The following is a 24,581-nucleotide window of genomic DNA, read 5'->3' on the forward strand; positions in this document are numbered from 1 at the left end:
GCTCGATCCACCATGTACTTACCAATCTTAGAAATTCACTCCAAAGATATGCCTGCTTACGCGATTGTGTGCGGAGATCCGCGCCGGGCGAAAGCGATTTCGGATAAATTAGATAACGCTAGAGAATTATCCTATGCAAGAGAATACCGTACATTCGTCGGTGAGTTTCAAGGTGTGAAACTTGCTGTTGTCAGTCACGGAGTAGGTTGCCCAGGTGCAGCCGTATGCTTCGAGGAGCTTATTCGTGCAGGTGTTACGACGATTATTCGTGTCGGCACTGCCGGTTCATACTCCGCTGACATTCCTTCGGGGAGCTTAGTCATCAGTACGGCTGCAGCTCGTGAAGATGGACTGTCCCGTCAGCTTGTACCAAGCGGCTTCCCTGCGGTTGCCGATAGCGCTGTAGTCGAAGCACTCGCACAAGCTTCAGTAGACGCTCCAGGTGTCGTGCGCAAAGGCATCACTCTTTGCGTAGATGCATTCTTCACTGGCGTAGAAGAAATTCCACATAAGAAGTACAAGCAAGCAGGTGTGCTCGCAACGGAGATGGAAATCTCCGCCCTTTACGTGGTTGCAACACTTCGCGGCATACGCGCAGGCGCAATTGTAGCCATCGATGGCTTCGCTGACAGTGATCTTGCAGGTGAATACGACCCGCATACGAACGCCGTTGGTGAAGCAGTTGAACGCGAGATCAACATCGCTTTACATGCAATTGTGAGCTTAGCGAAAGCAGACAACGCATAGTCAATTCCGCCAAACTAACGAAAGAGCGAAGCCCCGAGTGGAAGCTTCGCTCTTTTTTTCATAACAAATTATATAAGTTCATGACGTTTCTTCAAATAACGATACAATAGAAAACTATACACTGCGCAGATCGCCGCGCATAAACCGATAAATCCATAACCCGCCTGAAGCCCGCGAACAAGACCCGCCTGCGTATCTGCTCCGACCCAAGATTTAACCCCTTCAATCACGCCGCCAATGAGATAATTCCCGATGACACTGCCCAGCCCCATCATGGTCACGGTAAACGTAATCGCCGTATCACTTGCACCTGAATAACGTCTCGCAATAAACGCCATTACCGTTGGGTAAATCATCGCAATGCCGATTCCACCTGCAGCGAACAAGAACGAGGCTGACTCCCCTAACCCAATCGCGGCAAATGTACATAACGCAGACAAAGCAGAGAACACGATGAGCGATAAGGTGAAGCCCATTTTATCCGTAAGTGGTCCGAGAATCAGCCTTGCTAGTGCAAAGCACAGGAAGAACGCAGATAACATTCCCGATGCGGTCACGGCGCTCCATCCGTACGCTTTCTCCAAGAAATTAACGAGCCAACCGCCCACTGCAAGCTCAGACACGACGCCAAATGTAAGAATAAGCACCATGTACCATAATACTGGATCTCGCATAAGAACTTTCAGTGAAGCTCGCTCCCCTGCCTCCTCATTCACTGAAGGGAAAGAAGCGCATAGCGTGATCACGATTGGAATGAACGACAAGGCAAGTACGACGAGATACATCCCGCGCCAGTCAAGTGTATAATCGCCGATCTGCACGGCCATAAGTCCTGTTGCCATTAGTGGAGCGACAGTCGAACTAAGTCCATAGAAACCATGAGTTAAGTTCATCATCATTCCGGTATTTCTCACAAAAATTCGTGCACCCAAGATCGCAAGTGCAATCTCTAGCATCCCGTTACCGATGTACATTAAGAAATAGGATGACGAGAACATCGGATAACTATGGGAGAAGAAGATAAGCACACCCGATAAAATCATCGTCCCAAATGCAGCAACGGTTACCGCCTTAATCCCCCATATTCGAGTTAAATACGCGGTAAAGGAACATGCAATTAAATAACCTAATGCATTTAATGATAGGAGCGTACCCAGTTGTGATTCGTTCAACATAAACTCGAACTGAATACGCGGGATGGCTGGTCCTTTAATATTTTCCGAGAAACCAAATACGACAAAACCGACAAAAATTAATGCAAGCTGTATCCAATAAATCTTCCTACTCTGTTTCTGAATTTGTTTCTGCTCCAATTGCGGTATCACATAAACCTCCAATAGTAAATAATTTGCTAGCAGTGGAATACAATTGCTATTCCCTATTTAACTGAGCAAGAAGTTCCTCAAGTTCGTCACGAGTTAACTCTCGCCATGCACCCCGCTCTAAACCATCTAGCGTTATATTCATAATACGAATTCGTTCAAGCTTTAGCACCCGGTAGCTAAGCTCCTTGCACATTCGACGAATTTGAAGATTCAGACCTTGAGTTAGAATAATGCGGAACTCGCACTCGCTCATCTGGAACACTTCACAAGGTTTGGTAGTCGTGCCAAGAATGTCTACACCACTAGACATCTCTTGAATAAACTGCTTCGTGACAGGCTTGTCCACGGTCACGTAATACTCTTTTTCATGACCATGTTCGGCGCGCATCATTCGATTCACAATATCCCCGTCATTTGTAAGTAGAATTAGCCCCTCAGACGCCTTATCCAAGCGCCCCACTGCAAAAATCCGTGAAGGATAATTAACAAAATCAATGATATTGCTGGGCACCTGCTTCTGAGCTGTACACGTAATTCCGATTGGCTTATTCAGTGCAAGATAAACCGCTTCTGCGCGACTCGGCAGCTCCCCACCATCAATCCGCACAATATCACCTGCACTGACCGTAGCTCCTGGTTCGCACACTACGTCATTAATCGTAATCCGACCTGCTAGAATTAAACGATTCGTTTCTCTTCTCGAACAGTATCCCGTTTCACTGATATACTTGTTGATTCTCATGTCGTGCCTGCTTTCGTCGTATGATAATCCTAGTATACAAATAAGCCACTATAAGCTTCAATGAAGAGTGCTTGTAATGGCTTTTTTTATTCTTAAACCCATCTTCATGGCAAGTTCCGCAGCATCCATCCAATCTCGTCGTTCGCCATTTGGGCTGTATCGTAACCAGCACGTGCATATGCATCGGGATCATCCACAATTATGCCTGTTTCGAGGTAAAGACGTGCGAATGCAGCCATCACTTCAAGTGGATTCTGATGCTGTGTTCGCGCCACAAGGCTATCTTGCAGCAGGAGCGTATTCGGTGCATTAACCAGACGCTTATTATTAAGCCGTAATCGAATCGACGCAAGACCCCCATCGTAGGTATATGCATCCCCATCCAGCTCAGAGAACCATCCTTTGTATAACACCGCCCAACTTGGATTCCAATCGGTATCTTGGCGCTCCAATGTCTCCATATTCGCCAGCGAATCCCCATAATGCATGGGAGCAAAGCGCGTACGGCCTTCCGTAACTTCCGCTACTCCCCCTACGGATCGAACACGCCCATCCCTCGCTACTACACGACAAGAAACAGAAGCGATATCTACACCCTCTGCTGCACGCACGAGCAGTTCTTCAATCCACCCTGGCATGACCTCAATATCTACATCAAGCAGGATAAAGTACGTATTCGTCCCGATGTATCTCATCCATGCTTTGCGCTCGTCATCACGCTGGAATATGCATACCTTATGAGGGATTGCGACTGTATGCTGGATCAATTCCATACATTTCGCTGCCAGATGCTCTTTACCCGCTTCGACTAACAGCATGATGATCACATATCGATCATAGATCCCACTACGAATCGCTTTGCGAAGCTTGGATTCATTGGAGATCTTGATCGCCCGTTCCATCGCGACCTCTTGCGTGATCTTGGACATCTGCCGCCGATGAATCCGATGCTTATACACAAATTCAGGCACATGGGCGAATATTATTCTTGGAAAATGAAATGCAATACGCAGCAGCATATCGTAGTCCTGCGCACCATCATGGTCGGGGTTAAATAAGCCGACAAGTAAGAAGACGTCACGTCTAATGATTTTCAAATGAGAAGCATACATGTAGACGTTCAAATGCTCCCCAAAAATATCGATCTGCGCTTCCTCATCACTGCTAAATCGTTCAAATTCCTTATTCGACTCGTCGATATGAATCCGATTGCTAAATGAATAACGTGTTTCTTCCGTCCAATATTCAAGCGACTTCTCAATCGCATCTGGCAATAACAGATCGTCACAATCCAAGAAAGCAATTAATTCTCCTGTTGATTCTTGAATGCAGCGATTTTGCGTGCGGGAAATGCCCATATTCTTGTCATTACGAAATATTTTTACAAAATCATACTTCTTAAATTCATCTAATATCGTTGTGACTTCTGGCTGCGATGAGCAATCATCAATAATTACAATCTCGATGTTGTTGTACGTTTGTTTAATTGCAGATTCAATACATGCCTCTAGATACTGTTTATGGTTGAATACCGGAATAATAATCGATACTTTGTCCTTACGCATAGCAGAGCCCTCCCTATCCCCACACCCATAGCAAACTACCTTTGTTCTCAACATATGTTTATCCATTTAAGAGAGATACGGACAGCGGTCGATTATTCGCTTTATTATCGGGAATCTCTTCTGCCTGACTGTGGCATTGTACCTATCCACCCTGCTAAGCCATGCATACATATACAAATGAGAACTTTTACGTGAACTAGGATGGAATCATGTTTGCTCATGCCGGAGTGTTGAAAGGATGATCCATGGTGGCAACAGGATATAGGACAAGTGGAGAAAGCTCAGGAACGAATGATAAGAATACAACAACCGGAAATAGCGCTCACGCCGAGGGCTACAATACGAAAGCGTTAGGAGATACTTCGCATGCCGAAGGCTCCGGCTGTGAAGCTTCCGGTCATATGGCACATGCAGAAGGTTACAAGGCACTTGCCAGTGGGGCTGCCAGTCATGCCGAAGGGTTCACAACGATTGCAGCCGAAGAGGCCGCACATGCGGAAGGATTATACGCTCGCGCTAACGGTCTTGCTGCTCATGCAGAGGGACAATCGACTCAAGCAACCGAAACAGCCAGCCATGCGGAAGGCAGTAATACTCTAGCATCCGGTATATCGGCACATGCAGAAGGAAGCAACACGATTGCCAATTCAAGCGCTGCGCATGCCGAAGGCACCTCCACCAAGGCTACTGCACTTGCTGCACATGCAGAAGGATATGCTTCCGAAGCAACTGCACTCGCCGCTCACGCAGAAGGATCTACCACTCAAGCATCAGGTTATGCCTCGCATACCGAAGGAGAAAGCTCCATTGCAAATGGGACAGCTGCACATGCAGAAGGAAATTTCACACGTGCAAGCGGTACAGCCGCTCATGCAGAAGGAAATACGACTCATGCCAACGGAAATTATTCACATGCTGAGGGGAGCTATACTGAAGCAGCTGGTTACGGCGCACATGTCGAAGGTGTTCGCTGCAAGTCAGGTGGATTTTCTACGCACGCAGAAGGTTATTTTACCGATACAGGTGGTCTCGATGGTGTTCACATTATGGGCAAGTTCGGAAATCCAGACACTGGACTCGAAGGACAGTATGCTTGGTACTTAGCCAATGGAATAGACACAAAGCACCCGGGTCTGGCAGCCAAATTGCTTGGAACAGATAGCAGCTTGTATCTAGACGGTCATATGTCCGTTGCAGGCTCAGGAATTGCAGAAATGTACGAAACGATAGATGGACTTGAGATTAAGCCGGGATACTTCGTTACGACGGAGGAGGATCAAATTCGAACGGCAACCGAAGACGATGATTTCATTCTTGGCGTCACACAAGGGACTGCTGCTCTTATCATGAATAGCGGTGAGTTCAGATGGAAATCCAAATTTGTAACCGATCCATGGGGACAAATGGTCTTCCAAAAAGTCCCGCACCTTCCTCTCAAAGACGGCTATGGGAAAGTCATTAGTCCAGAACGTCACGAACTCCAACCCCTTCTTGATCCTGACTATGATTTTAGACAAACTTACATCCCGCGTTCCAAGCGTACAGAGTGGATCACTGTCGGACTTCTCGGTAGACTTCTTGTAAGAGATGACGGTACGTGCAAGCCTAATGGCTACTGCCGACCGAGCAAGGAAGGAATAGCTACAACTGTCCAGCATGGCTACCGTGTACTTAAACGTATATCCCCCTCCCAGATTCTTATTCTGTTTCGTGATGTTTCACATTTATCGTGAATGGAGGTGCTACTCCCATGAATCCTTATAAAATCGCATTCATCGCTTGTGTGAATGACGACAAAATGTTCGAGAAATGTAGGCTTTACTTAAACAGACTCTATGTCCCACCTGGGTATTCGATTGAAATCATCCCCATCTATGGCGCAGGCAGCATGACTTCAGGTTACAATCGAGGCATGCGTGCAAGTGATGCCAAGTATAAGTTTTATATTCATCAAGATTCATTTATTCAATACATCCATACCATTACAGAATGCTTAAGCTTATTCATAAACAATCCGCAAATCGGTCTAATTGGTGTGATCGGTACAACGAAACTGGCTCAAACCGGTTCCTGGTGGGAAGCCGGCGTTCATTATGGCACAGTTGATGCCTTTTTCCAGAGTGAAACGACGCTCTGCATCGGTAAAGTGTATCAGCCTTATATTGGATTAGAATCCATTGATGGTGTATTTATGGCCACACAAGTCGATATTGATTGGGATGAGAATGTAACAGGGTTCCACTTCTACGACGCATCCCAATGCATCCGGTTCCGGCAACGTTATTACGAAATTGCAGTACCTAGACAAGATACTTCTTGGGTCTATCATTATTGCCTGGACGATGTGGACTATGATGAATATTATCGTCTCCGCACACACTTCATCCCCCTATACGCCCCATATTTATTTGGAAAATAACATTAAAATGCCTCTTCCCCTTCCTGCATTTAGATTGCAGTTAGGAAAAGAGGCTTTTCGCACGTTCTAAGTACTCTTAGTAATCAATATAAGCTTTGCTCTTCCAATATTGTAGCTTATGCTGCAGTACTGCCATTATTGAAGGGTGCACACTCCCTTTAATCCCTACTCCAATTACCGTATGTGGATGTAATTCTTGACCAGCTGAATCAACCAAGATCGTCTCAAATGGACTTAGCAACGAGCGAAATCCCTCTGGTGTAAAGCGCCAGTAGTCAGAAGGATAATCATGAATCGGGAAGTTCATAACGGAGCTAATGATACATACGCCTCCGCCTTGCAAAATACGATGACACTCACGAAGCGCAAGATGCGGATATTCCACATGCTCCATGGTATCGAGGCTAATTACCGTCCCTGCTGCATAGGTCGGCAGATCAATGGCATGCAAATTCTGAATCATATCCACCCCTGGACCTGGACGCATGTCACAACCTACATACGGTACATTCGAAAACAAGGGGCGCAAGTTGGCGAAGCCCTCTTGTCCTGCACATTGGTAAGCACCAAATTCATATACAGGCGATTTCCACGGCAACGTTTCCGCACAAATCTGGACGAAATCTTTTATGCTTTGTCGCATCTGATCAGCTCCTATTTTATTAGAATGCTTCAAGACCCGCTGCTGTACAATTGCCTAACCCTTGCGGCGTATGGGTGCTTGTCGCTAGTAACTATGTATTAAACTATGTTGCCAGTTAACTTGCAGCCACGGCATCTGTACAGCAAATCCTCTTATTTCTAGTGTTCATGTCCAATCCAAACGCGCACACGCAACATATTGTATGACAACGAACGAGCGAAACGCCTGCTTGATTAGATCCATTAGAACTTTAAAGGAGTGTTTAGCGTATGGACATAATGGAACAGCCTGCTCTTAAATTCATGCAGCATTTTTTCTATTCAGAGGTTTGGAAACAAACGCAATGGATGGGCATCAACACCTTAAAATGTCCATCCGATTTATTCCTCTATCAAGAAATTTTAACGAAAGTACGACCAGATATTATTATTGAATGCGGAACATTCCAAGGAGGAAGTGCGTTATACTTCGCTCATATTTGTGATCTATTGCAAAATGGCAGAATCATCACCATCGATAGCATTGTTCAACCGAATCGACCTGTTCACCCACGTATTACGTACATCCAAGCTGACTCTGGTTCCATTCATACACTCATGCAAGTCAAAGTATTTATAGAACCAACCGACAAAGTCCTCGTTATTCTAGATTCCGATCATTTCAGTGAACATGTCCAGAAGGAGCTGGCGCTGTACCATCCTCTTGTCTCTGTTGGCAGTTATATTGTTGTTGAGGATACGATCTGTGACGAAGTATCTTTCGAATTCAACAATCCGGGTCCTAAAGAAGCGGTTACCAAGTTTCTCGAACAACATGATGACTTCGAAATCGATACGAGTCAGCATAAATTCCATTGGTCCTTCAACTGGAATGGTTATTTGCGCAGAATAAGATGAGACGGAGGATGAATTCATGTATATCAATGAAAATGCGATAGCATTTATCCTCTGTGTCAATAATGAAAACTTGTACCAAACTTGCAAATATCATATTTCCCGACTAGCCGTACCACATGGTTTTACCGTTGAAATTATTCCTATTTATGGATCATATAGCATGACATCGGGATACAACCAAGGTATGCGCCGTTCCAATGCCAAGTACAAGGTCTACATCCATCAAGATACGTACATCATTCATCCCTTCTTTATCTATGAGTGCGTTGCAACCTTTCAGCTTTCTTCTAAAATCGGCATGATCGGTATTATGGGCTGCAAACGTCAAGCCCCAACTGGCTCTTGGTGGGAAGGTAAACCACTCGTGCGCAAATACATGGCAATGATTGATCAAGTCCCTTCCCTGCAAATCTCTAATGAAGTTCACACTTCTTATGAAGTCGTCGAATCGATTGATGGTGCATTTATGGCTACACAAGTAGATGTGGATTGGGATGAAGCAATTGGTGATTATCACTTCTACGATGCTTCTCAATCGATTCGTTTCCTTCACGCTGGACATCAGATCATTATTCCAAGGCAGACTAATCCTTGGGTTCTACACTTACACCCACACGAAGTAGATTGGGCGCATTATTACAGATGCCGTGAAGCATTCCTCACTCGTTATCGCGCCTTGCTTCCTCTCCACGCGCCAATCGAGTAAAGGAATTGTCGATCGCTCATCGCAAAAAAAACACACCACGGAAATTATCCGATGGTGTGTTTCGCTTCTATACGTACTTGATTGTTATGCATGCCATAATAGAATCCTTGCTGCTCAAGTAAAGATTGATGTGTACCTTGTTCAATAATGCGGCCATCTTCAAGAACAAGAATAAGATCTGCCTGTCGAATCGTATTCAGGCGATGTGCAATCACGATGTTTGTTCTGCCCTGCATCAAGCGATACAGCGCTTCTTGAATCTTAATCTCGGTAATCGTATCGATACTGCTCGTTGCTTCATCCAAGATGAGAATGGATGGATCCGCAAGCATCGCTCTTGCAATGGATAGCAATTGTTTCTGGCCCTGGCTAATGCCGCTCCCATCTTGATCGAGCACCGTCTCATACTGATTCGGCAGCTTCATAATGAAGGAATGGGCATTGGCCATCTGCGCAGCTGCTTCTACCTCTGAATCCGTAGCATCTAACCTGCCATAACGAATGTTGTCCCGAATCGTCCCTTGGAACAAGAAAGAATCCTGAAGTACGAATCCCATATGCTGACGCAAACTCTGCCGTGTAATCTCCTGAATCGACGTTCCATCCAGGTAAATCTGACCTTCATTCAAGTTATAGAACCGCGATAGCAGATTAATAATCGTCGTCTTCCCAGCTCCTGTAGGGCCGACAAGCGCTACCGTCTGTCCTGCTTCTGCGCGGAAACTAATATCACGTAATGTGTTTCCACCTTGCTCATAAGTAAACGAAACATGCTCAAACTCGATATCTCCACGAACTTGAGTAAGCGCTACTGCTTGTCGCTCATCCTTCTCTTCCCTTGCCTCATCCAGCACTTCAAACACCCGCTCCGCTCCTGCTATCGCGGATAGAAACGTATTGAACTGGTTCGCCAGGTCGTTCAAAGGACGAGTAAATTGACGCGCATATTCGCAAAAGGTAACGATTACACCAATCGAGACTAAATCCCTCACCGCAAGTAATGCTCCTGCCCCTGCTATGAAAGCAAAACTCAAGTTATTCAGTACGTTCATCAGCTTTGGAATAAATCCCGAATACGTCTGCGCCCAATAACCCGAAGTACGCAGACGCTCATTCTTCAGACGAAACGTCTCGATCACCTTCTGCTCTTGGGAAAACGCCTTTACAATCTTCTGACCGGAGAACGTCTCTTCAATAAATCCATTCAATTCGCCTATGTTACGCTGTTGCTCCTTGAACAACTTACCTGTGCGATTCGTAATCCATTTCATCCCCAGAAACATGATCGGAACGATCATAAGCGTAATAAGCGTAAGCAGTGGACTTAGCCACAGCATGAGTGAAATCATCCCGATAAACGTCAGAACACTGGAAGAAATCTGGATAAACGAGCTGTTAAGCGTCTGACTGACATTATCAATATCATTCGTAATGCGACTCATGAGCTCACCATGCTGTCGCTTTGTATAGTACGATACGGGCAATCGATGCAGCTGCTTAAATAAATCCGTACGCATGGAGTAAATCGCTTGCTGTGCTGCCCCGATCATCCAGTAGTTCTGAAGCCAGGTCGATAACGAGTATAGAATGTATACCCCTATAAGAAGTCCAATGACCGACCATAATCCCTCAAGCTCTTTATTTACGATAAAGATATCGACTGCTTGACCGATTAAATACGGACCAAGTAGGGCTAGCAGTGAGCTTGCCACAACCATAATTAGAATAAGAGCAAGCATCCCTTTGTAAGCAGATAAATAAGTGCCAATACGAGACAAGGTGCGATACCAATTCTTCGGCTTTGGCGACGGTTTACCTGTCTGTTGACCCGCTTTAGCCATGTGCTACCGCCTCCTTCCCATATTGCGATTCTACGATGCGTTGATAGAGCTCGCATTCTACTAGCAGCTCATCATGAGTCCCCTGTGCTAGCAGGATGCCATCCTCCAATACGATGACATGATCCGCTTGCTGTGCGGTACTAACCTTTTGCGTAATAATCAAGGTCGTACATGGATATGATTGCAGGGCATCCATCAGCTTCGCTTCCGTATTCGCATCAAGTGCCGAGGTACTATCATCGAGCAGTAATATCTTCGGATTACGGATGAGCGCTCTAGCAATGGATAGACGCTGCTTCTGACCACCGGACAGATTCACGCCTTTTTGACCGAGAATCGTTTCATATTGATTAGGTAATTTCATGATCGTCTCATGAATTTGCGCATGTTTACTCGCTTCTATGACTTCTTCCACTGTCGCCGATTCTTTTCCCCACACAATGTTCTCCATCACGGTTCCTGTAAACAACAGTGCCTCCTGCGGTACATAACCGATCTGATTGCGCAGCTGCTCCATCTTCATCTCACGAATATCGTATCCATCAATGCGTACAGTACCTTCGTTCACATCGTATAGCCGAGGAATGAGCTGGAATAACGACGATTTCCCTGATCCTGTCGCACCTAAGATGGCTACAGTCTGTCCGCTTGAAATCGTAAAGGAAATCGACTTTAAGACAGATGATTCATATCCAGGATATTGGAAAGATACACCGTCGAATGTAATCGATCCATTCCTAATCTGATCTTCATCCTTCGCCTTATTGCTATCCGTTAGATCAACTTCCGTCTCCATCACTTCACTGATGCGTTGCAAAGACGCCTTTGAGCGTGAAAGATTCATAAGAATAAACGATAAAACGGAAAATGCACCCGTAATGCGCATCGAGTAGTTAATAACCGCTACGACTTCCCCCGTATTAGCCCCGCCTATAAGCACTTCGCGATTACCTAACCAAAGAATTGTAAGTATACTTAAGTTCAAGATTAGCAATACAATCGGAAACGTCAGTTCCATCAACCGAAGCGCGGATTTCGTCGTCTCTCTGAGCTCTTCATTCGCATCTGCGAAGCGCTTATTCTCATGGTCTTGTCTCACAAATGCCCTAATCAGACGCATCCCGAGCAAATTCTCACGCAGCACGCCATTCGCACGATCCAATCGCTGCTGTACAGCGCGGAATAGCTTAAAGCCTCGCTTCATGCTCCACACCAAAAAGGCGAACACGATCGGCATGACAATAACGAGGATAAGAGCTAGCTTGTAATCAACTACCAACGCCATCACTATGCTTCCTATGATCAGAAGTGGCGCTCGCATCATAATTCGAAGCCCCATAAACACAAGGTTCTGGATGATCGATACGTCACTTGTGACCCGTGTAATCAGACTTGCTGATTGAAAGCGGTTAAAATTTGCAAAAGAAAAACGCTGAATCTTCTCCATTAATCGTTCTCTTATATCAAATCCGACATGCTGACTCACATAAGAAGCAACGTATGAATTAATAATTCCACCCACAAAACCGATTAAGGACATCCCGATCATAACCGCTCCCCACCAATAAATCAGGGGTAGATTCGTCTGCATAATGCCTTCATTTATGATCTTCGCCATAATCATCGGATGCACGAGCTCGACCGCAAGTTCAGTCAGGATAAGTAAGAGCGCAAGAATCATTCGCAAGCGGTATGGTTTCAGGAATCGGAATAGCATCTGCAATTGCATTCCTCCATTCATTTTGATAAAGATAAAAAGTCATTCCTATAATTATAACATTTTTCTATTAATTTCGTTAGAATCGACTGGCTGTCTTAGACGAAGATCAGCCCCTTTTTCCCATAAAAAAATCTCCCCTAAAACGCAATACAACACGGTTTTAAGGGAGAATGATTTAGCTGTAAAATATTTTATTTCTTCGTTTCTTCCCAAGCCTTTACATAGTCATTAAGTGTCAATCGAAGCACTTCACCAATGCGGGCATAAGCTTCATCACGCAAGTTCGCAAGGGAGACACGAACCGACCATTCCGGTCCACTGAAACCGCCGCCGTTAAGTAGAACGATAGACGACTCTTCCGCTAGACGGAACAAAATGTCGATGGGTTCGTACGTTTTTTCCAAGTATTCAACAAAGCCTTTATCATAATGATTCGCAGCCCATACGAGAATATCAATCTGCGTGTAGTAAGAAGCATCATATGGATCTTCCTCAAGCTCAAGACCCAAGCCGTCAAACAACAATTTCTTTCTGCGACGGCAAATTTCCATCGTCTGATGCTTGTACTTATCCTCTTTATCCATCAACGCAAATAGACAGAACATCGCCATTTGCACTTGCTGTGGTGTAGATAATCCTGCGGTATGATTCAGCGCAACTTGACGGCTGTCCGCGACGATTCGGTCAATGAACTTCACATCTTCTGGATGCAGCGTGAGTTCACCGTAACGCTTATCTAGGCGCTCTTTGTTCTCATCAGACAGCCTACTTATCAACTTATCGAATACGTTGTCCTCACAAACCGAGATAATACCTAGGCGCCAGCCCGTTACCCCATAATACTTGGAGAAAGAATATACCCCAATCGTATTATAAGGAATGTCCGTCATCATGGAGCGGAAGTTGTGTACAAACGTACCGTATACATCATCGGAGATAACCATGAGGTTCGGGTTATCATTCTTCACAATGTCCACGATTTGTTGCACCGACTCTGGCTTCATCGCGATCGATGGCGGGTTGCTCGGGTTAACAGCGAATAGAGCCTTGATACTCTTATCCTTGAGCTTATCGATCTCGGATGTTGGGAACTGCCAAGCGTGCATATTGCTTTCTGTCATTTCTGTCGCTTCAATGTACACCACATCAAAGTTATAGCGCGGCAGACGCGGAATTTCTAAGTAAGGCGTGAATACGGGAACAAGAATGGCAATGCGATCACCCGGATCTAACAAGCTGTTCGCGACCATCGTGTCAAAAATGTAACACATCGCCGCAGTTGCACCTTCGGTCGCATAAATCTGGAATTTCCCAATGTCTTCACCTTGGAACATCTCTTTGATCACATAGTCTTTCACCACTTGCTCGATATGGATCAGCATACGGTCTGGTACAGGGTAGTTATCCCCAATGATTCCATCGACAATTTCATGTACCCATGCATCCGGTTCAAAGCCTTTATTATCAATTGCATAGTGTACCATGCTGCGCAGCATCTCGGCCCCTGGCATCTTACCACCTTCGCCTCTTAGAAAGGCATCCAGACGACCCGCAATTCCTTCTTTCTCTGGCATGCCTGCCAAATGGTCATCTTCCCATACACGGCGGCACTCGCCTACTGCGAAATGGCCTAGTGTAAAGAATGCATCACGCGGCGTTGAAGCCGTCCAGTTCGGGTTCCCCCGTCCTGCGTTTAACATGATGCGAGCGCTTTTCTTACTGCTACCTTTTGCAAAATCAATCAGTTTATTTTTCAATTCAAATGGACTGATCTCTCCGTAAATTTTCTCAAACTCACGGCGTTGCAAGTTGTCGATCCCTTCCAAACTCTCAATGTTCTCCAAATCCATATCTGAACTCATCTCTTGGTGTCATCTCCTTGTTCGTTAAACAGTAATTTAGATCTAGATACTTTGTGTAAGTTTCGATTAAGTCAGCAAGGCGACGATAATCGCGCCCCATACCGTAATTAGAATGTTACCGACCGCGTAGGTGACCGTGTAACCAAGAACCGGAACCTGACTCTTGGCCGCCTCGGTTAATGCCCCAATCGCAGCCGTCGTCGTCTGTGACCCTGCAATTGCGCCAAGTGTAATGGCGGGATGGAACTTAAAAACATACTTGCCGAGCAGTGTCCCCACGAATAAGGGGAGCAAGGTCACGACAATGCCGGCGATCAGTGTACTGACCCCTGAATGCTTGAGTCCATCTACAAACCCAGGACCTGCGTTAATACCGACTACCGCGACGAATGTCGTTAATCCTACGTTGTTGAATACCCAGATCGCACCCTCGGGAATTCGACCGAACGTCGGTTTAAGTGAGCGAATCCAACCGAACAGCAGCCCCATAATCAGCGCACCACCGCTTGTCGTTAAGCTAATCGGAATACCTGCAATCTTAAGTGCTGGAATACCGATCAGACCGCCAAGTAGAACACCAAGCCCGACGTACACCATGTCTGTCTCGAATGATTTATGTGCGGCATAGCCAATTTTCTTCGCAGCAGCCTCCACATTGGCGAATGTACCTGTTAAGAGCACCACATCTCCACGATGAAGTGGTGTCGAAACTTTAAACGGCAGCTCCTCACCCTGCCTTGTGATCCCTTTAACGAATACAGCGCGAGTGAGTGTCTGAAACGCAAGGTCACGAATCGTTTTGTCCACGAGATCGCTATTGGTCACTACAACTTCCAGTGTTTCTACATCGAACTCAAATAGATCGGCGTCGAATACTTCCTCACCAATCGCATGCTCGAGCAGATCCGGGATATTCTGACTTAAAATACTGACGACAACTACATCACCCTTGTGAATAACCGTCTCTGGCGTTGCATCCACAATCTTGCCTTGATGCTTCACACGTACAATGAAATTCCGACGTTTATCCGCTAGAAAGTCTTTCTCTATGTCTTTTACTGTCTTTTCGATATATAATGGATTGTCCACCCTATAGGCGCGATACACATTGTATTCATATCCAGAAGTAATTTCTGTATTCGTTTGTGTTGCACCCACCTCAGCTTCTAATTTCTTACATTCTTCCACGAGGTTAACACCCAGGATCTTCGGACCCAAGTTCGAACAATAATAAGCAGCTCCTACTGTACCGAAAATGTACGTAATCGCATAACCGACGACGACATAGCTGATCATCATCTTCTCTTGATCGGCTGGCATTCCTATTCGCATGAGGGCATCAGATGCAACCCCGATTACAGAAGACTGTGTGAGTGCTCCTGAGAGCAGCCCCGCACCTTGTCCAGCATTGAAACCAAGAATGAGCGATGCGCCATAGGCTGACAGCAACCCCGTTACGCAGACGATTACTGCAAATAACACTTGTGGTAAACCGTCCTTCTTCAGACCGTGTACGAATTGCGGACCTACCTTATATCCCATAGCGAATAGGAATAACAGGAAGAATACCGCTTTGACTGTTGGTGACACCGAGATATGTAGCTGGCCCACAAGTACCCCAACAAGCAATACGCCTGTAACAGAACCGAGTGAGAAGGAGCCGATCTTAAGTTTTCCAATAAAATATCCAACAGATAATGTTAGAAAAACGGCAAGCTCCGGATACTTAGTAAATACATCAACAATCCAGTTCATAGTAACCTCCTATCTGTGAGTTACGGTTACTGTTCCCAAAAAATAGACTAATCCTTCTGCTTTTTAAAAATTAATAATAATGTTCCAAAATCGTCTAAAGTTATATATAATTTAAGCCACTTCATTACACACTACACCTAGAGGAGGTTGCACAAGATGGCATTAGATTTGGTTACCAATCTTAATGATGTCCTCTGGACATACTTAATTACTGCCTTTCTGATAGCAGTAGGCATTTATTTTACGATTCGAACGAACTTTGTACAGGTTCGTTACATTGGTCAGATGTTCAAGTTGCTACGTGAGGGCACGAAGCGAACATCGAGCGTTTCGTCCTTTCAAGCGTTCTGTATCAGCACAGCAGCACGAGTAGGAACGGGGAATATTGCCGGTGTTGCCCTTGCGATTACAATGGGCGGACCTGGAGCGGTTTTCTGGATGTGGATTATCGCACTGATGGGGGCAGCTTCTGCCTTTATTGAAGCAACGCTTGCCCAAATATTTAAGAAGAAGGATGCATACGGGTTCCGTGGTGGTCCTGCTTATTACATGGAACAAGGCTTAGGCAAACGCTGGCCAGGCGTCGTATTCTCGATCCTCATAACCATTAGCTTCGGACTTGTCTTTAACTCGGTACAGGCGAATACGATTACAGCTGCATTCGAGTCTTCCTTTGGCTGGAACAAACTAACGATGGGGATTATTATTGCCATTACGCTGGGGTTCATTATTTTTGGAGGGGTAAAGCGAATTGCCCGTATCTCTGAAATCATGGTACCGATTATGGCAGGCGGCTATGTCCTCTTAGCACTTTATGTCGTCCTAACGAATATTACACTGCTTCCTGACGTATTCGAGACGATTGTGAGTAGTGCATTCGGCTGGCATGAAGCATCTGGTGGGATGATGGGAGCTGCTGTCATGTGGGGGATTAAGCGCGGTCTATTCTCCAATGAGGCGGGTATGGGTAGTGCCCCGAATGCGGCAGCAACTGCCGATGTGACCCACCCTGTTAAGCAAGGTTTGATCCAATCGCTCGGCGTATTCGTGGACACGCTGCTGATCTGTAGCTCGACAGCGTTTATCGTCTTAATCGCAGGCAATTACACGAATAGCGAACAGACGGGAATTGTACTTGCGCAAGAATCATTCAACGCTCTTCTCGGTCCATGGGCAGGTATGTTCTTGACGCTTGCGATCTTGCTGTTTGCATACAGCTCCTTGATCGGCAATTACTATTATGGCGAGACGAACATTGAATTCCTCAAAGGAAATAAGAATTGGCTCTTGGTGTACCGACTTGCTGTGCTCGGCATGGTTCTATTCGGTTCCCTGAAGGAAGTGGCATTGATCTGGAATTTAGCCGATTTGTTCATGGGATTCATGGCACTCGTAAACCTCATTGCGATCTCGATCTTAGGCAAATACGCCTTCGCCGCGCTCAAGGATTACTCCAAACAGTCACGTGCAGGCGTCAACCCTGTATTTCGTGCTCGTAACATGCATGGTCTTGAGAACGTGGAATGTTGGCAAGATGATGATGAAGAAAAAAGCCCCGCTTAAGGGGCTTTTTTGCTGTCTTGTAACCAATGAAACGGCGTTGTCTTGAAAAATAAATTCGGATTCACCGGCGTATTGTTCGCCCAGAATGTGAAATGAAGATGGGGTCCAGTGGAAAATCCGGTCGTTCCAACAAGCCCGATCACATCGCCTTTCTTTACACGATCACCCGTTTTAACGAGAACCTTGGACATATGCGCATATTGGGAAAATAAGTTCATCCCGTGATCGAGATAGATTGCATTCCCGGTTAAATACAAGCTATCTGCCAACGCCACAACCCCATCATTCGTTGCATGAATCGGTGTGCCTTCAGGTGCAGCTAGATCAAGCGCTGTATGACGGTTATCTAATTTATTGTTCACATACCTGGTGTATCCATAGGGCGTCGTCAGAGTACCTTCGATCGGCTGCATAAAGTCATTCGTGAAAAGAAAAGTTGGCTCTGACTTGCTCCGCGCAGCATTAATTTTCTTCTGATCAGCTTCTATTCGTGCTGTATCTTGACGCATGCTCTCCATCTGCTTCGTTACTTTCAAATATTGAGTCTCAAATTTCTTATCGATAATCGAAAGCGTCTGATTACCAATCGGATAAGTACCCGGCTTTAGCGAAATGGGTATGGAGACATAGGCATAGTACCCCGATCCAAACTGCTGCAGCTTTACCTTCTTCCCTTGCCAAGTCAGATCTGCTGGTGATTGATGCCGAACAAGAATCATGTCTCCTGGCGAAGCAACAGCCGGAATAAGCGTCCACTTTGCTTCGATTGCTTTCTTCGCTAATTGTGGAGTTGCGTAATATCCTTCTTCATCTATATGACTCCTTAATTGAGATCGGGCTCGTGCCTCTTCCATATACGCTTGATGATCCTGCTGGAATTGTTCCTCTGCCTCAAATACACTCACAGTTGTTTGCGCCGCTACTGTCACCTCTGTACGAGGATGATTTACAGTTTCCACAGAAAGAGTTGTATTCGTATTTGCCGGCGGCTTACTCGCTGAGTATTGGAAATAACCCCATCCCCCTATTGCTCCGACTAAGACAGATCCCATAAGCACATATCCAAAGTTTGTATAACGTTTCGATGAGGACGAATGTCGTGTTTTGCGAGAAAGCAAGACCATAACCTCCTTACTTTTATGGGAGAAATACCCTTTAATTGTAACATACCCTAGCTGCGCAAAGTACTGATAGCATACGTTTTTTTGCCTATTAATATAAATTTGTCAACATTGACTACGACGAGAATGCGTTTTCATTTTATTGAATAACAACTAGCAACGGGCTTAGAATAAGGGCATAGCAAGAACAACATCACATACTACGCACAATATGATGGCGTTTACAATTATGATTCCTAGGAGGAAATGACATGAGTCAGACAGCAAATAAAAGCGGCATTCAAGTCCAAGTTCAACGCTTCGGTCGCTTCTTATCGGGAATGGTCATGCCGAACATCGGCGCATTCATCGCTTGGGGTTTAATTACAGCATTATTCATTCCAACAGGTTGGTTTCCAAATGAAAATTTAGCAGAGCTTGTGGGTCCAATGATCACTTACTTGCTTCCGCTTCTAATTGGTTACACAGGCGGTAAGATGATTCACGGTTCGCGAGGCGGGGTGCTCGGTGCACTTGCAACGATGGGAATAATCGTGGGCTCTACGATTCCAATGTTCCTTGGTGCGATGGTGATGGGTCCACTTGCAGGATACTTGATGAAAAAAGTGGATAAACTGTTCGAAGGCAAGATCAAGGCTGGTTTTGAGATGTTGGTTAACAACTTCTCCGCTGGTATTCTAGGTGCTATTCTTGCAATTATCGCATTTAAAGGTGTCAGCCCAATCATCGCTGGTGTGACACACATTCTTGAAGTTGGTGTTAAAGCAACCGTAGAAGCAGGCTTGCTTCCACTTGTAAGTATTTTCGTAGAACCGGCTAAAGTGTTGTTCCTAAACAATGCGATTAACCACGGTGTATTCGGTCCAATCGGTCTTAAAGAAGCAGCGGAAGCTGGCAAATCCATCTTCTTCTTGCTAGAGTCCAACCCAGGTCCAGGTCTAGGTATTCTTCTTGCCTACATGTTTGTGGGTAAAGGCGGCGCTAAACAATCGGCTCCAGGTGCAGCAATCATTCACTTCTTCGGTGGTATTCACGAGATTTACTTCCCGTACATCTTGATGAACCCGCGTCTAATCCTAGCGGTTATCGCTGGTGGCGCGAGTGGCGTTCTAACATTCAGCCTTCTTGGCGCAGGTCTTGTTGCAACACCGTCTCCAGGTAGTATTTTTGCACTAGCAGCTATGGCACCTAAGGGTGGCCTACTTCCAGTCTTAGCAGGTGTTGTAGTAAGTACCGTTGTAACATTCTTGGTCGCTTCCATCTTCGTACGTTCTGCAAACAATGAAGGCGACTTGCAAGATGCAACTGACAAAATGAAATCAATGAAGAATAAGCCAGCTAATCAAGCTGCAAACCAAACGGAGCAACCAGTAGTTCCTGCACAAGCTAGCACAGATTTCCCTGCTACTGTAAATAAAGTGATCTTCGCTTGTGACGCAGGCATGGGTTCCAGTGCAATGGGTGCATCGATCTTGAAGAAGAAATTCAAAGAGGCTGGTCTGCAAATTGAAGTTACGAATAAAGCAATTAACGACTTGCCGCACGATGTCGATGTTGTCATTACCCAAAAAACATTAACAGACCGTGCCAAATCAGTTGTTCCTAGCGCTCACCACATCTCGGTAGACAACTTCTTGTCCAGCCCAAGATATGAAGAGCTCGTAAATAAATTGAAAAACGTATAACACGATTTTGGATGGAAGAGGCGCCTAGCATACACGGCAACGCCTTCTTCCATCTTTTCTAATCAAAGGGGGTGATGTTCGCCTTGAAAGGCTTAAATATACCTTCCCGGCAGCGGGGAATCTTGTTCCTCTTGCTGCATCGAGATCATATGACAGTCGCGCAAATTGCGCAGGAGATCGGTATTAGCTCTCGCACGGTTCATCGAGAGCTAAAAGAAATTGAAGAAATTATTGAACCTTATCAGTTAAAACTTTTGAAAAAAACGAGTGTGGGCTTAGGACTTGTTGGTGATCCTGCCCATAAAGATGAGCTTGCACACGCACTACTCTTCACGTCGGTACAAGTCTACACCGTACCTGAACGGAAGTCGTTCCTAGCAAGCACGCTGCTCGAATCAAGTGAGCCTGTAAAGCTATTCAGCTTATCGAATCCACTTAAAGTCACACCGGCAACGGTGACGAGTGACCTCGATCATTTGGAGCCTTGGCTTAAGACGTATCAACTCTCACTCATTCGTCGCCGCGGCTATGGAATTGAGCTGAAAGGCACGGAGACGGATAAACGCAAAGCGATGCTGGCGCTTATCTATGAACATTTTACAGAAGCAGAATTATTCATGCTCATTCGTGAACCTTCTACTAGTGTAGAAGAGGTTGGGCAATTGTCTGCCTCCGCTGCCAAGTTACTAGATCTCATCGCGCAAGAAAAACTGCCTGAGATCGTTCGATTATTAAACGAGATGGACTCCCAGTGGTTAGAACCGTTCGCTGATACATCATTCGTTCATATTGTCATTTACTTGGCACTTGTGATGAAGCGAATTGAACAAGCAGGCGTCCTTAAGCTGGAACCCAAGCAAATTCAAGAAGAGATGGGCATTCAAGAATTAGAGACAGCCCGCATCATCTTCGAGCAGTTACGCTCACTGCTACCGTCGATACCTTCAGAGTCTGAGTTATATATGCTTGCCCTGTACATTAAAGGTGCAAGACCGCGTGTAACGGATCATGCCAGAATTGACGCGGACCATATTGAGCTATCGACTGTCGCCTATGAGATTATCAGCTATTGTGAAAAGCGGATGCACATCGAGCTTACTGCCGATCGCATTCTGATGCAGGGATTTATCGCCCATCTCATTCCAGCCATTCACCGAGTGAAACAGCGAATCCCGACGATCAACCCGTATATGGATCAAATCCGTCAAGATTACAATGAACTGTTTACGTTGATGCAGGAAGCTGTCACTCACGTGTTACCGAATATCCCGATGCCAGAAGGCGAAATTGGCTATCTCGCCATCCATGTCGCCGCTAGTCTAGAACGCAGGGATACGATCCGAGAGAAATTCCGTGCCTTAGTGTTCTGTTCCAGTGGAATTGGCACATCCAAGATGCTAGCAAGTCGTATTCGCAACAAGATACAAGAGTTTGAGACGATCGAGAATGTGTCGATATTCGACCTCGATAAAATCAGCCGCAGCAGCTATGACCTAGTCATTTCAACTGTTAAATTACCGCTGCCAGCAAGTGAGTACGTGCTCGTCAGTCCCCTGCTTACGCAGGGTGAAGTCGATAAGATTCGCACCTTGCTGCAAGCGCGTGCGACGCAGCTTATGAAACCAGATAGCATGGAGCTAGAGCAGCAAGAACCATTAGCCCCTGGTCCAGAATCAACGCTCAAATCATCTGCGACTTTAAATCTGGAACAAGTAAAAATTTATATGGATGAATCCATTGAACTAATCCGCGGATTTGAAGTGTTTACACTCCAAGACGCCAAATTGTCTATGGATGAGCGAATGAACACGATTTGCCGACAGATGGAGCAGCATCACGTAATCGAACAAGGACAACATCGTGATGTTGCCAGGCAACTGCTAGAGCGCGAAAAGCTTGGCGGTCTAGGAATTCCAGGCTCTGAGCTTGCTTTATTCCACTGTCGTCATCAGGCGGTTATAAAGCCCTCTTTTACCATCCATATACTTGAAACACCTCAGCACCTGCTATCCATGGAGAATCGCACGATTCCGATCACTCGGATCATGCTGTTATTAAGCCCTGTTGATGTGCAGTCTGAACAACTAGAACTACTCAGTTACCTCAGTTCGCTATTCGTAGAGAGAGACAACATTGAAGTGTTTAACACAAGAGAAGCGGAAGCGATGAGGAAGCTGCTGTCAGAGCGTTTACACCATTTTTGCCATACTAAATTCTAGAAACCAAACATCATGAAGGAGTGGAGAATTATGTCCAACAACATCCTAACTACAGAGAAAATTATGCTGAATGCTGCACCTACGTCGCGTAATGATGCAATTGCCCTTGCGGGTGAACTACTTGTGAAGGCAGGTCATGTGACTGAAGGTTATATTGCCAAAATGATCGAGCGCGAGGAGCTTGCGACAACATACATGGGCAACGCAGTGGCTATTCCTCATGGTACTGCTGAAGCGAAAAATACGATTCAATCGACAGGAATTTCTGTGGTTCAAGTGCCTGGTGGCGTAGACTTTGGCGATGGTAATATCGCGAAGCTATTATTCGGTATTGCGGCAGTTAACGACGAGCATCTAGACATCATTCAGAACCTTGCAATCATCATCTCCGAAGAAGAAAATGTAGAGAAACTGGTACAAGCGAAATCCGCCGCTGACATTCTTGCGATTATTGAAGAAGGGGGCGAGTAACATGCGCGCAGTCCATTTTGGAGCAGGCAACATTGGTCGTGGATTCATCGGATTATTGCTTCGGGATGCAGGCTATGACGTGTGTTTCGTCGACGTAAATCAAGAGATTATTGATGAGATCAACCGTCGTGGTGAATATGTTGTCGCGATTGCCGATCAGAGTCGTGAAGAGATCGTTGTAACAGGCGTAAAGGGCGTAAACAGCTTGGATGAGGCTGCGGTAATTAGTGCGATTGCCGAGGCGGATCTTGTGACGACTGCTGTTGGTCCGAATATCTTAGCACGTATTGCCCCTACGATTCGCAAAGCGATAATGGAGCGTCTGACACACTCCCAGAAGCCGCTTAATGTGATTGCTTGTGAGAACATGGTTGGCGGAAGTACGATTCTTAAAGGCTATGTGATGGAAACGTTGACGGAAGCGGAGCAATTGCAAGTTGGGCAATTCGTCGGATTCCCTGACTCCGCAGTAGATCGCATCGTACCGAATCAGCAGCATGAAGATAAACTTCGCGTAGAAGTAGAGCCATTCTTCGAATGGATAATTGATCAGAAAGCATTCGTAGGCAGCGTGCCAACGATTGATAAAGCTCATTTCGTCGATGATCTTACACCATTTATTGAGCGTAAGCTGTTTACCGTTAACACAGGACACGCAATTGCAGCTTATCTAGGTTATCACTTCGGTGTGCCGATGATCGCCGATTCTATTACGGACGAGCGCATCCGCCGCATGACGATGGAAGCTCTTGAAGAATCAGGGGCTGTTCTTGTGAAAAAATATGGATTCGACCCTGAAGCACACCGTGCTTATATTCATAAAATTCTAGGTCGCTTCGAGAATCCATATCTTGCGGACGAAGTAACTCGCATCGCACGTGGCCCGATTCGCAAGCTAGGTGCGAAAGATCGCCTCGTGAGTCCTGCAACTCAAGCGATTGGTTATGGGATTGAGCCTAAGGGGCTTGCCAATGGTATGGCAGCGGCGCTACTGTTTAACTATGAAGGTGATCCCGAAGCGGTAGAGCTTCAAGGAAGCATTCAGGAGATCGGACTTGGTGCTACCATCACGAAGTATTGTGGGATTGAGGAAGGTTCGGAGATTCATCAATTGGTGATGGAGAAAGTTGAAGAGTTGCGGGGTTTAGTATAGGAATGGATTCATTCTATTAGATGAAATAATAGATTGGCTTTGGATGAAACGGATGTCTCATAGAGATGTCCGTTTTTTTGTTTTAACTATAATTAATTTCCTTCTAAATGAGAAAGGGATTCTGACAGGCATGCAGAATTAGATTTTA

General features: G+C 45.6%; 19 protein-coding genes. 10 read left to right on the plus strand and 9 right to left on the minus strand.

Annotation, left to right across the window (positions count from 1 at the left end):
* Positions 1–12 precede the first annotated feature (12 nt).
* Positions 13–747, plus strand: coding sequence for a nucleoside phosphorylase (locus NV379_RS08890; protein WP_258206940.1), 735 nt, complete (start codon positions 13–15; stop codon positions 745–747).
* A gap of 68 nt (positions 748–815) precedes the next feature.
* On the opposite strand, the gene NV379_RS08895 is transcribed toward NV379_RS08890, so the two are convergent.
* The 3 genes from NV379_RS08895 to NV379_RS08905 all read right to left on the minus strand — a co-directional run bounded on the left by NV379_RS08895 (position 816) and on the right by NV379_RS08905 (position 4,379).
* Positions 816–2,072 (minus strand): MFS transporter, encoded by a 1,257-nt coding sequence (locus tag NV379_RS08895; RefSeq protein ID WP_258206941.1) that lies wholly within the window; start codon positions 2,070–2,072, stop codon positions 816–818.
* A gap of 46 nt (positions 2,073–2,118) precedes the next feature.
* Positions 2,119–2,814, minus strand: a complete 696-nt coding sequence (locus NV379_RS08900) for a pseudouridine synthase (RefSeq protein WP_258206942.1) — start codon at positions 2,812–2,814, stop codon at positions 2,119–2,121.
* Between the two features lie 104 nt (positions 2,815–2,918).
* Positions 2,919–4,379: a glycosyltransferase gene (locus NV379_RS08905; RefSeq protein ID WP_258206943.1), complete on the minus strand. Its 1,461-nt coding sequence runs from the start codon at positions 4,377–4,379 to the stop codon at positions 2,919–2,921.
* Between the two features lie 248 nt (positions 4,380–4,627).
* Here NV379_RS08905 and NV379_RS08910 point away from each other — a divergent pair, with 248 nt between their 5' ends.
* Positions 4,628–6,112: a peptidase G2 autoproteolytic cleavage domain-containing protein gene (locus tag NV379_RS08910; RefSeq protein ID WP_258206944.1), complete on the plus strand. Its 1,485-nt coding sequence runs from the start codon at positions 4,628–4,630 to the stop codon at positions 6,110–6,112.
* A 17-nt stretch (positions 6,113–6,129) separates the two neighbouring features.
* Positions 6,130–6,798 (plus strand): glycosyltransferase family protein, encoded by a 669-nt coding sequence (locus NV379_RS08915; protein ID WP_258206945.1) that lies wholly within the window; start codon positions 6,130–6,132, stop codon positions 6,796–6,798.
* A gap of 76 nt (positions 6,799–6,874) precedes the next feature.
* Here NV379_RS08915 and NV379_RS08920 read toward each other — a convergent pair whose 3' ends face one another.
* Positions 6,875–7,441 carry a methyltransferase domain-containing protein gene (locus NV379_RS08920; protein ID WP_258206946.1) on the minus strand — a complete coding sequence of 189 codons (567 nt, stop codon included), beginning with the start codon at positions 7,439–7,441 and terminating at the stop codon, positions 6,875–6,877.
* A 269-nt stretch (positions 7,442–7,710) separates the two neighbouring features.
* On the opposite strand from NV379_RS08920, the gene NV379_RS08925 reads away from it, so the two are divergent.
* Complete coding sequence (locus NV379_RS08925; protein ID WP_308860268.1) at positions 7,711–8,337, plus strand: CmcI family methyltransferase; 627 nt, start codon at positions 7,711–7,713, stop codon at positions 8,335–8,337.
* Between the two features lie 16 nt (positions 8,338–8,353).
* Entirely contained in the window at positions 8,354–9,043 is a 690-nt protein-coding gene (locus NV379_RS08930; protein WP_258206947.1) for a glycosyltransferase family protein, read from the plus strand.
* A gap of 44 nt (positions 9,044–9,087) precedes the next feature.
* Here the strand turns inward: NV379_RS08930 and NV379_RS08935 are convergent, their stop codons facing one another.
* The 4 genes from NV379_RS08935 to aspT form a co-directional block, all read right to left on the minus strand.
* Positions 9,088–10,884, minus strand: coding sequence for an ABC transporter ATP-binding protein (locus NV379_RS08935; protein ID WP_258206948.1), 1,797 nt, complete (start codon positions 10,882–10,884; stop codon positions 9,088–9,090).
* Positions 10,877–12,607, minus strand: coding sequence for an ABC transporter ATP-binding protein (locus NV379_RS08940; RefSeq protein WP_373426099.1), 1,731 nt, complete (start codon positions 12,605–12,607; stop codon positions 10,877–10,879). Before NV379_RS08940 ends, NV379_RS08935 begins: the two co-directional genes overlap by 8 nt.
* Positions 12,608–12,795: 188 nt before the next feature.
* On the minus strand, positions 12,796–14,466 hold the full coding sequence (aspD, locus tag NV379_RS08945) for an aspartate 4-decarboxylase (RefSeq protein ID WP_258206949.1): 1,671 nt from the start codon (positions 14,464–14,466) through the stop codon (positions 12,796–12,798).
* A 66-nt stretch (positions 14,467–14,532) separates the two neighbouring features.
* Complete coding sequence (gene aspT / locus NV379_RS08950; RefSeq protein WP_258206950.1) at positions 14,533–16,221, minus strand: aspartate-alanine antiporter; 1,689 nt, start codon at positions 16,219–16,221, stop codon at positions 14,533–14,535.
* Between the two features lie 156 nt (positions 16,222–16,377).
* On the opposite strand from aspT, the gene NV379_RS08955 reads away from it, so the two are divergent.
* A complete protein-coding gene (locus NV379_RS08955; RefSeq protein WP_258206951.1) occupies positions 16,378–17,784 on the plus strand; it encodes an alanine/glycine:cation symporter family protein in 1,407 nt (468 codons plus the stop codon).
* On the opposite strand, the gene NV379_RS08960 is transcribed toward NV379_RS08955, so the two are convergent.
* Positions 17,781–18,902 carry a M23 family metallopeptidase gene (locus NV379_RS08960; protein WP_258206952.1) on the minus strand — a complete coding sequence of 374 codons (1,122 nt, stop codon included), beginning with the start codon at positions 18,900–18,902 and terminating at the stop codon, positions 17,781–17,783. The genes NV379_RS08955 and NV379_RS08960 overlap by 4 nt on opposite strands.
* 254 nt (positions 18,903–19,156) lie before the next feature.
* Between NV379_RS08960 and NV379_RS08965 the strand changes: the two genes are divergently transcribed.
* From NV379_RS08965 to NV379_RS08980, 4 genes are all read left to right on the plus strand, one after another.
* Positions 19,157–20,590 (plus strand): PTS mannitol transporter subunit IIBC, encoded by a 1,434-nt coding sequence (locus NV379_RS08965; RefSeq protein WP_258206953.1) that lies wholly within the window; start codon positions 19,157–19,159, stop codon positions 20,588–20,590.
* A gap of 83 nt (positions 20,591–20,673) precedes the next feature.
* On the plus strand, positions 20,674–22,809 hold the full coding sequence (locus NV379_RS08970) for a BglG family transcription antiterminator (protein WP_258206954.1): 2,136 nt from the start codon (positions 20,674–20,676) through the stop codon (positions 22,807–22,809).
* Between the two features lie 30 nt (positions 22,810–22,839).
* On the plus strand, positions 22,840–23,280 hold the full coding sequence (locus NV379_RS08975; RefSeq protein WP_258206955.1) for a PTS mannitol transporter subunit IIA: 441 nt from the start codon (positions 22,840–22,842) through the stop codon (positions 23,278–23,280).
* A 1-nt stretch (position 23,281) separates the two neighbouring features.
* Positions 23,282–24,433 carry a mannitol-1-phosphate 5-dehydrogenase gene (locus NV379_RS08980; RefSeq protein WP_258206956.1) on the plus strand — a complete coding sequence of 384 codons (1,152 nt, stop codon included), beginning with the start codon at positions 23,282–23,284 and terminating at the stop codon, positions 24,431–24,433.
* Positions 24,434–24,581 lie beyond the last annotated feature (148 nt).

It is taken from the genome of Paenibacillus radicibacter (assembly GCF_024721995.1).
GTDB classification, from domain to species: Bacteria; Bacillota; Bacilli; order Paenibacillales; family NBRC-103111; genus Paenibacillus_AM; species Paenibacillus_AM radicibacter.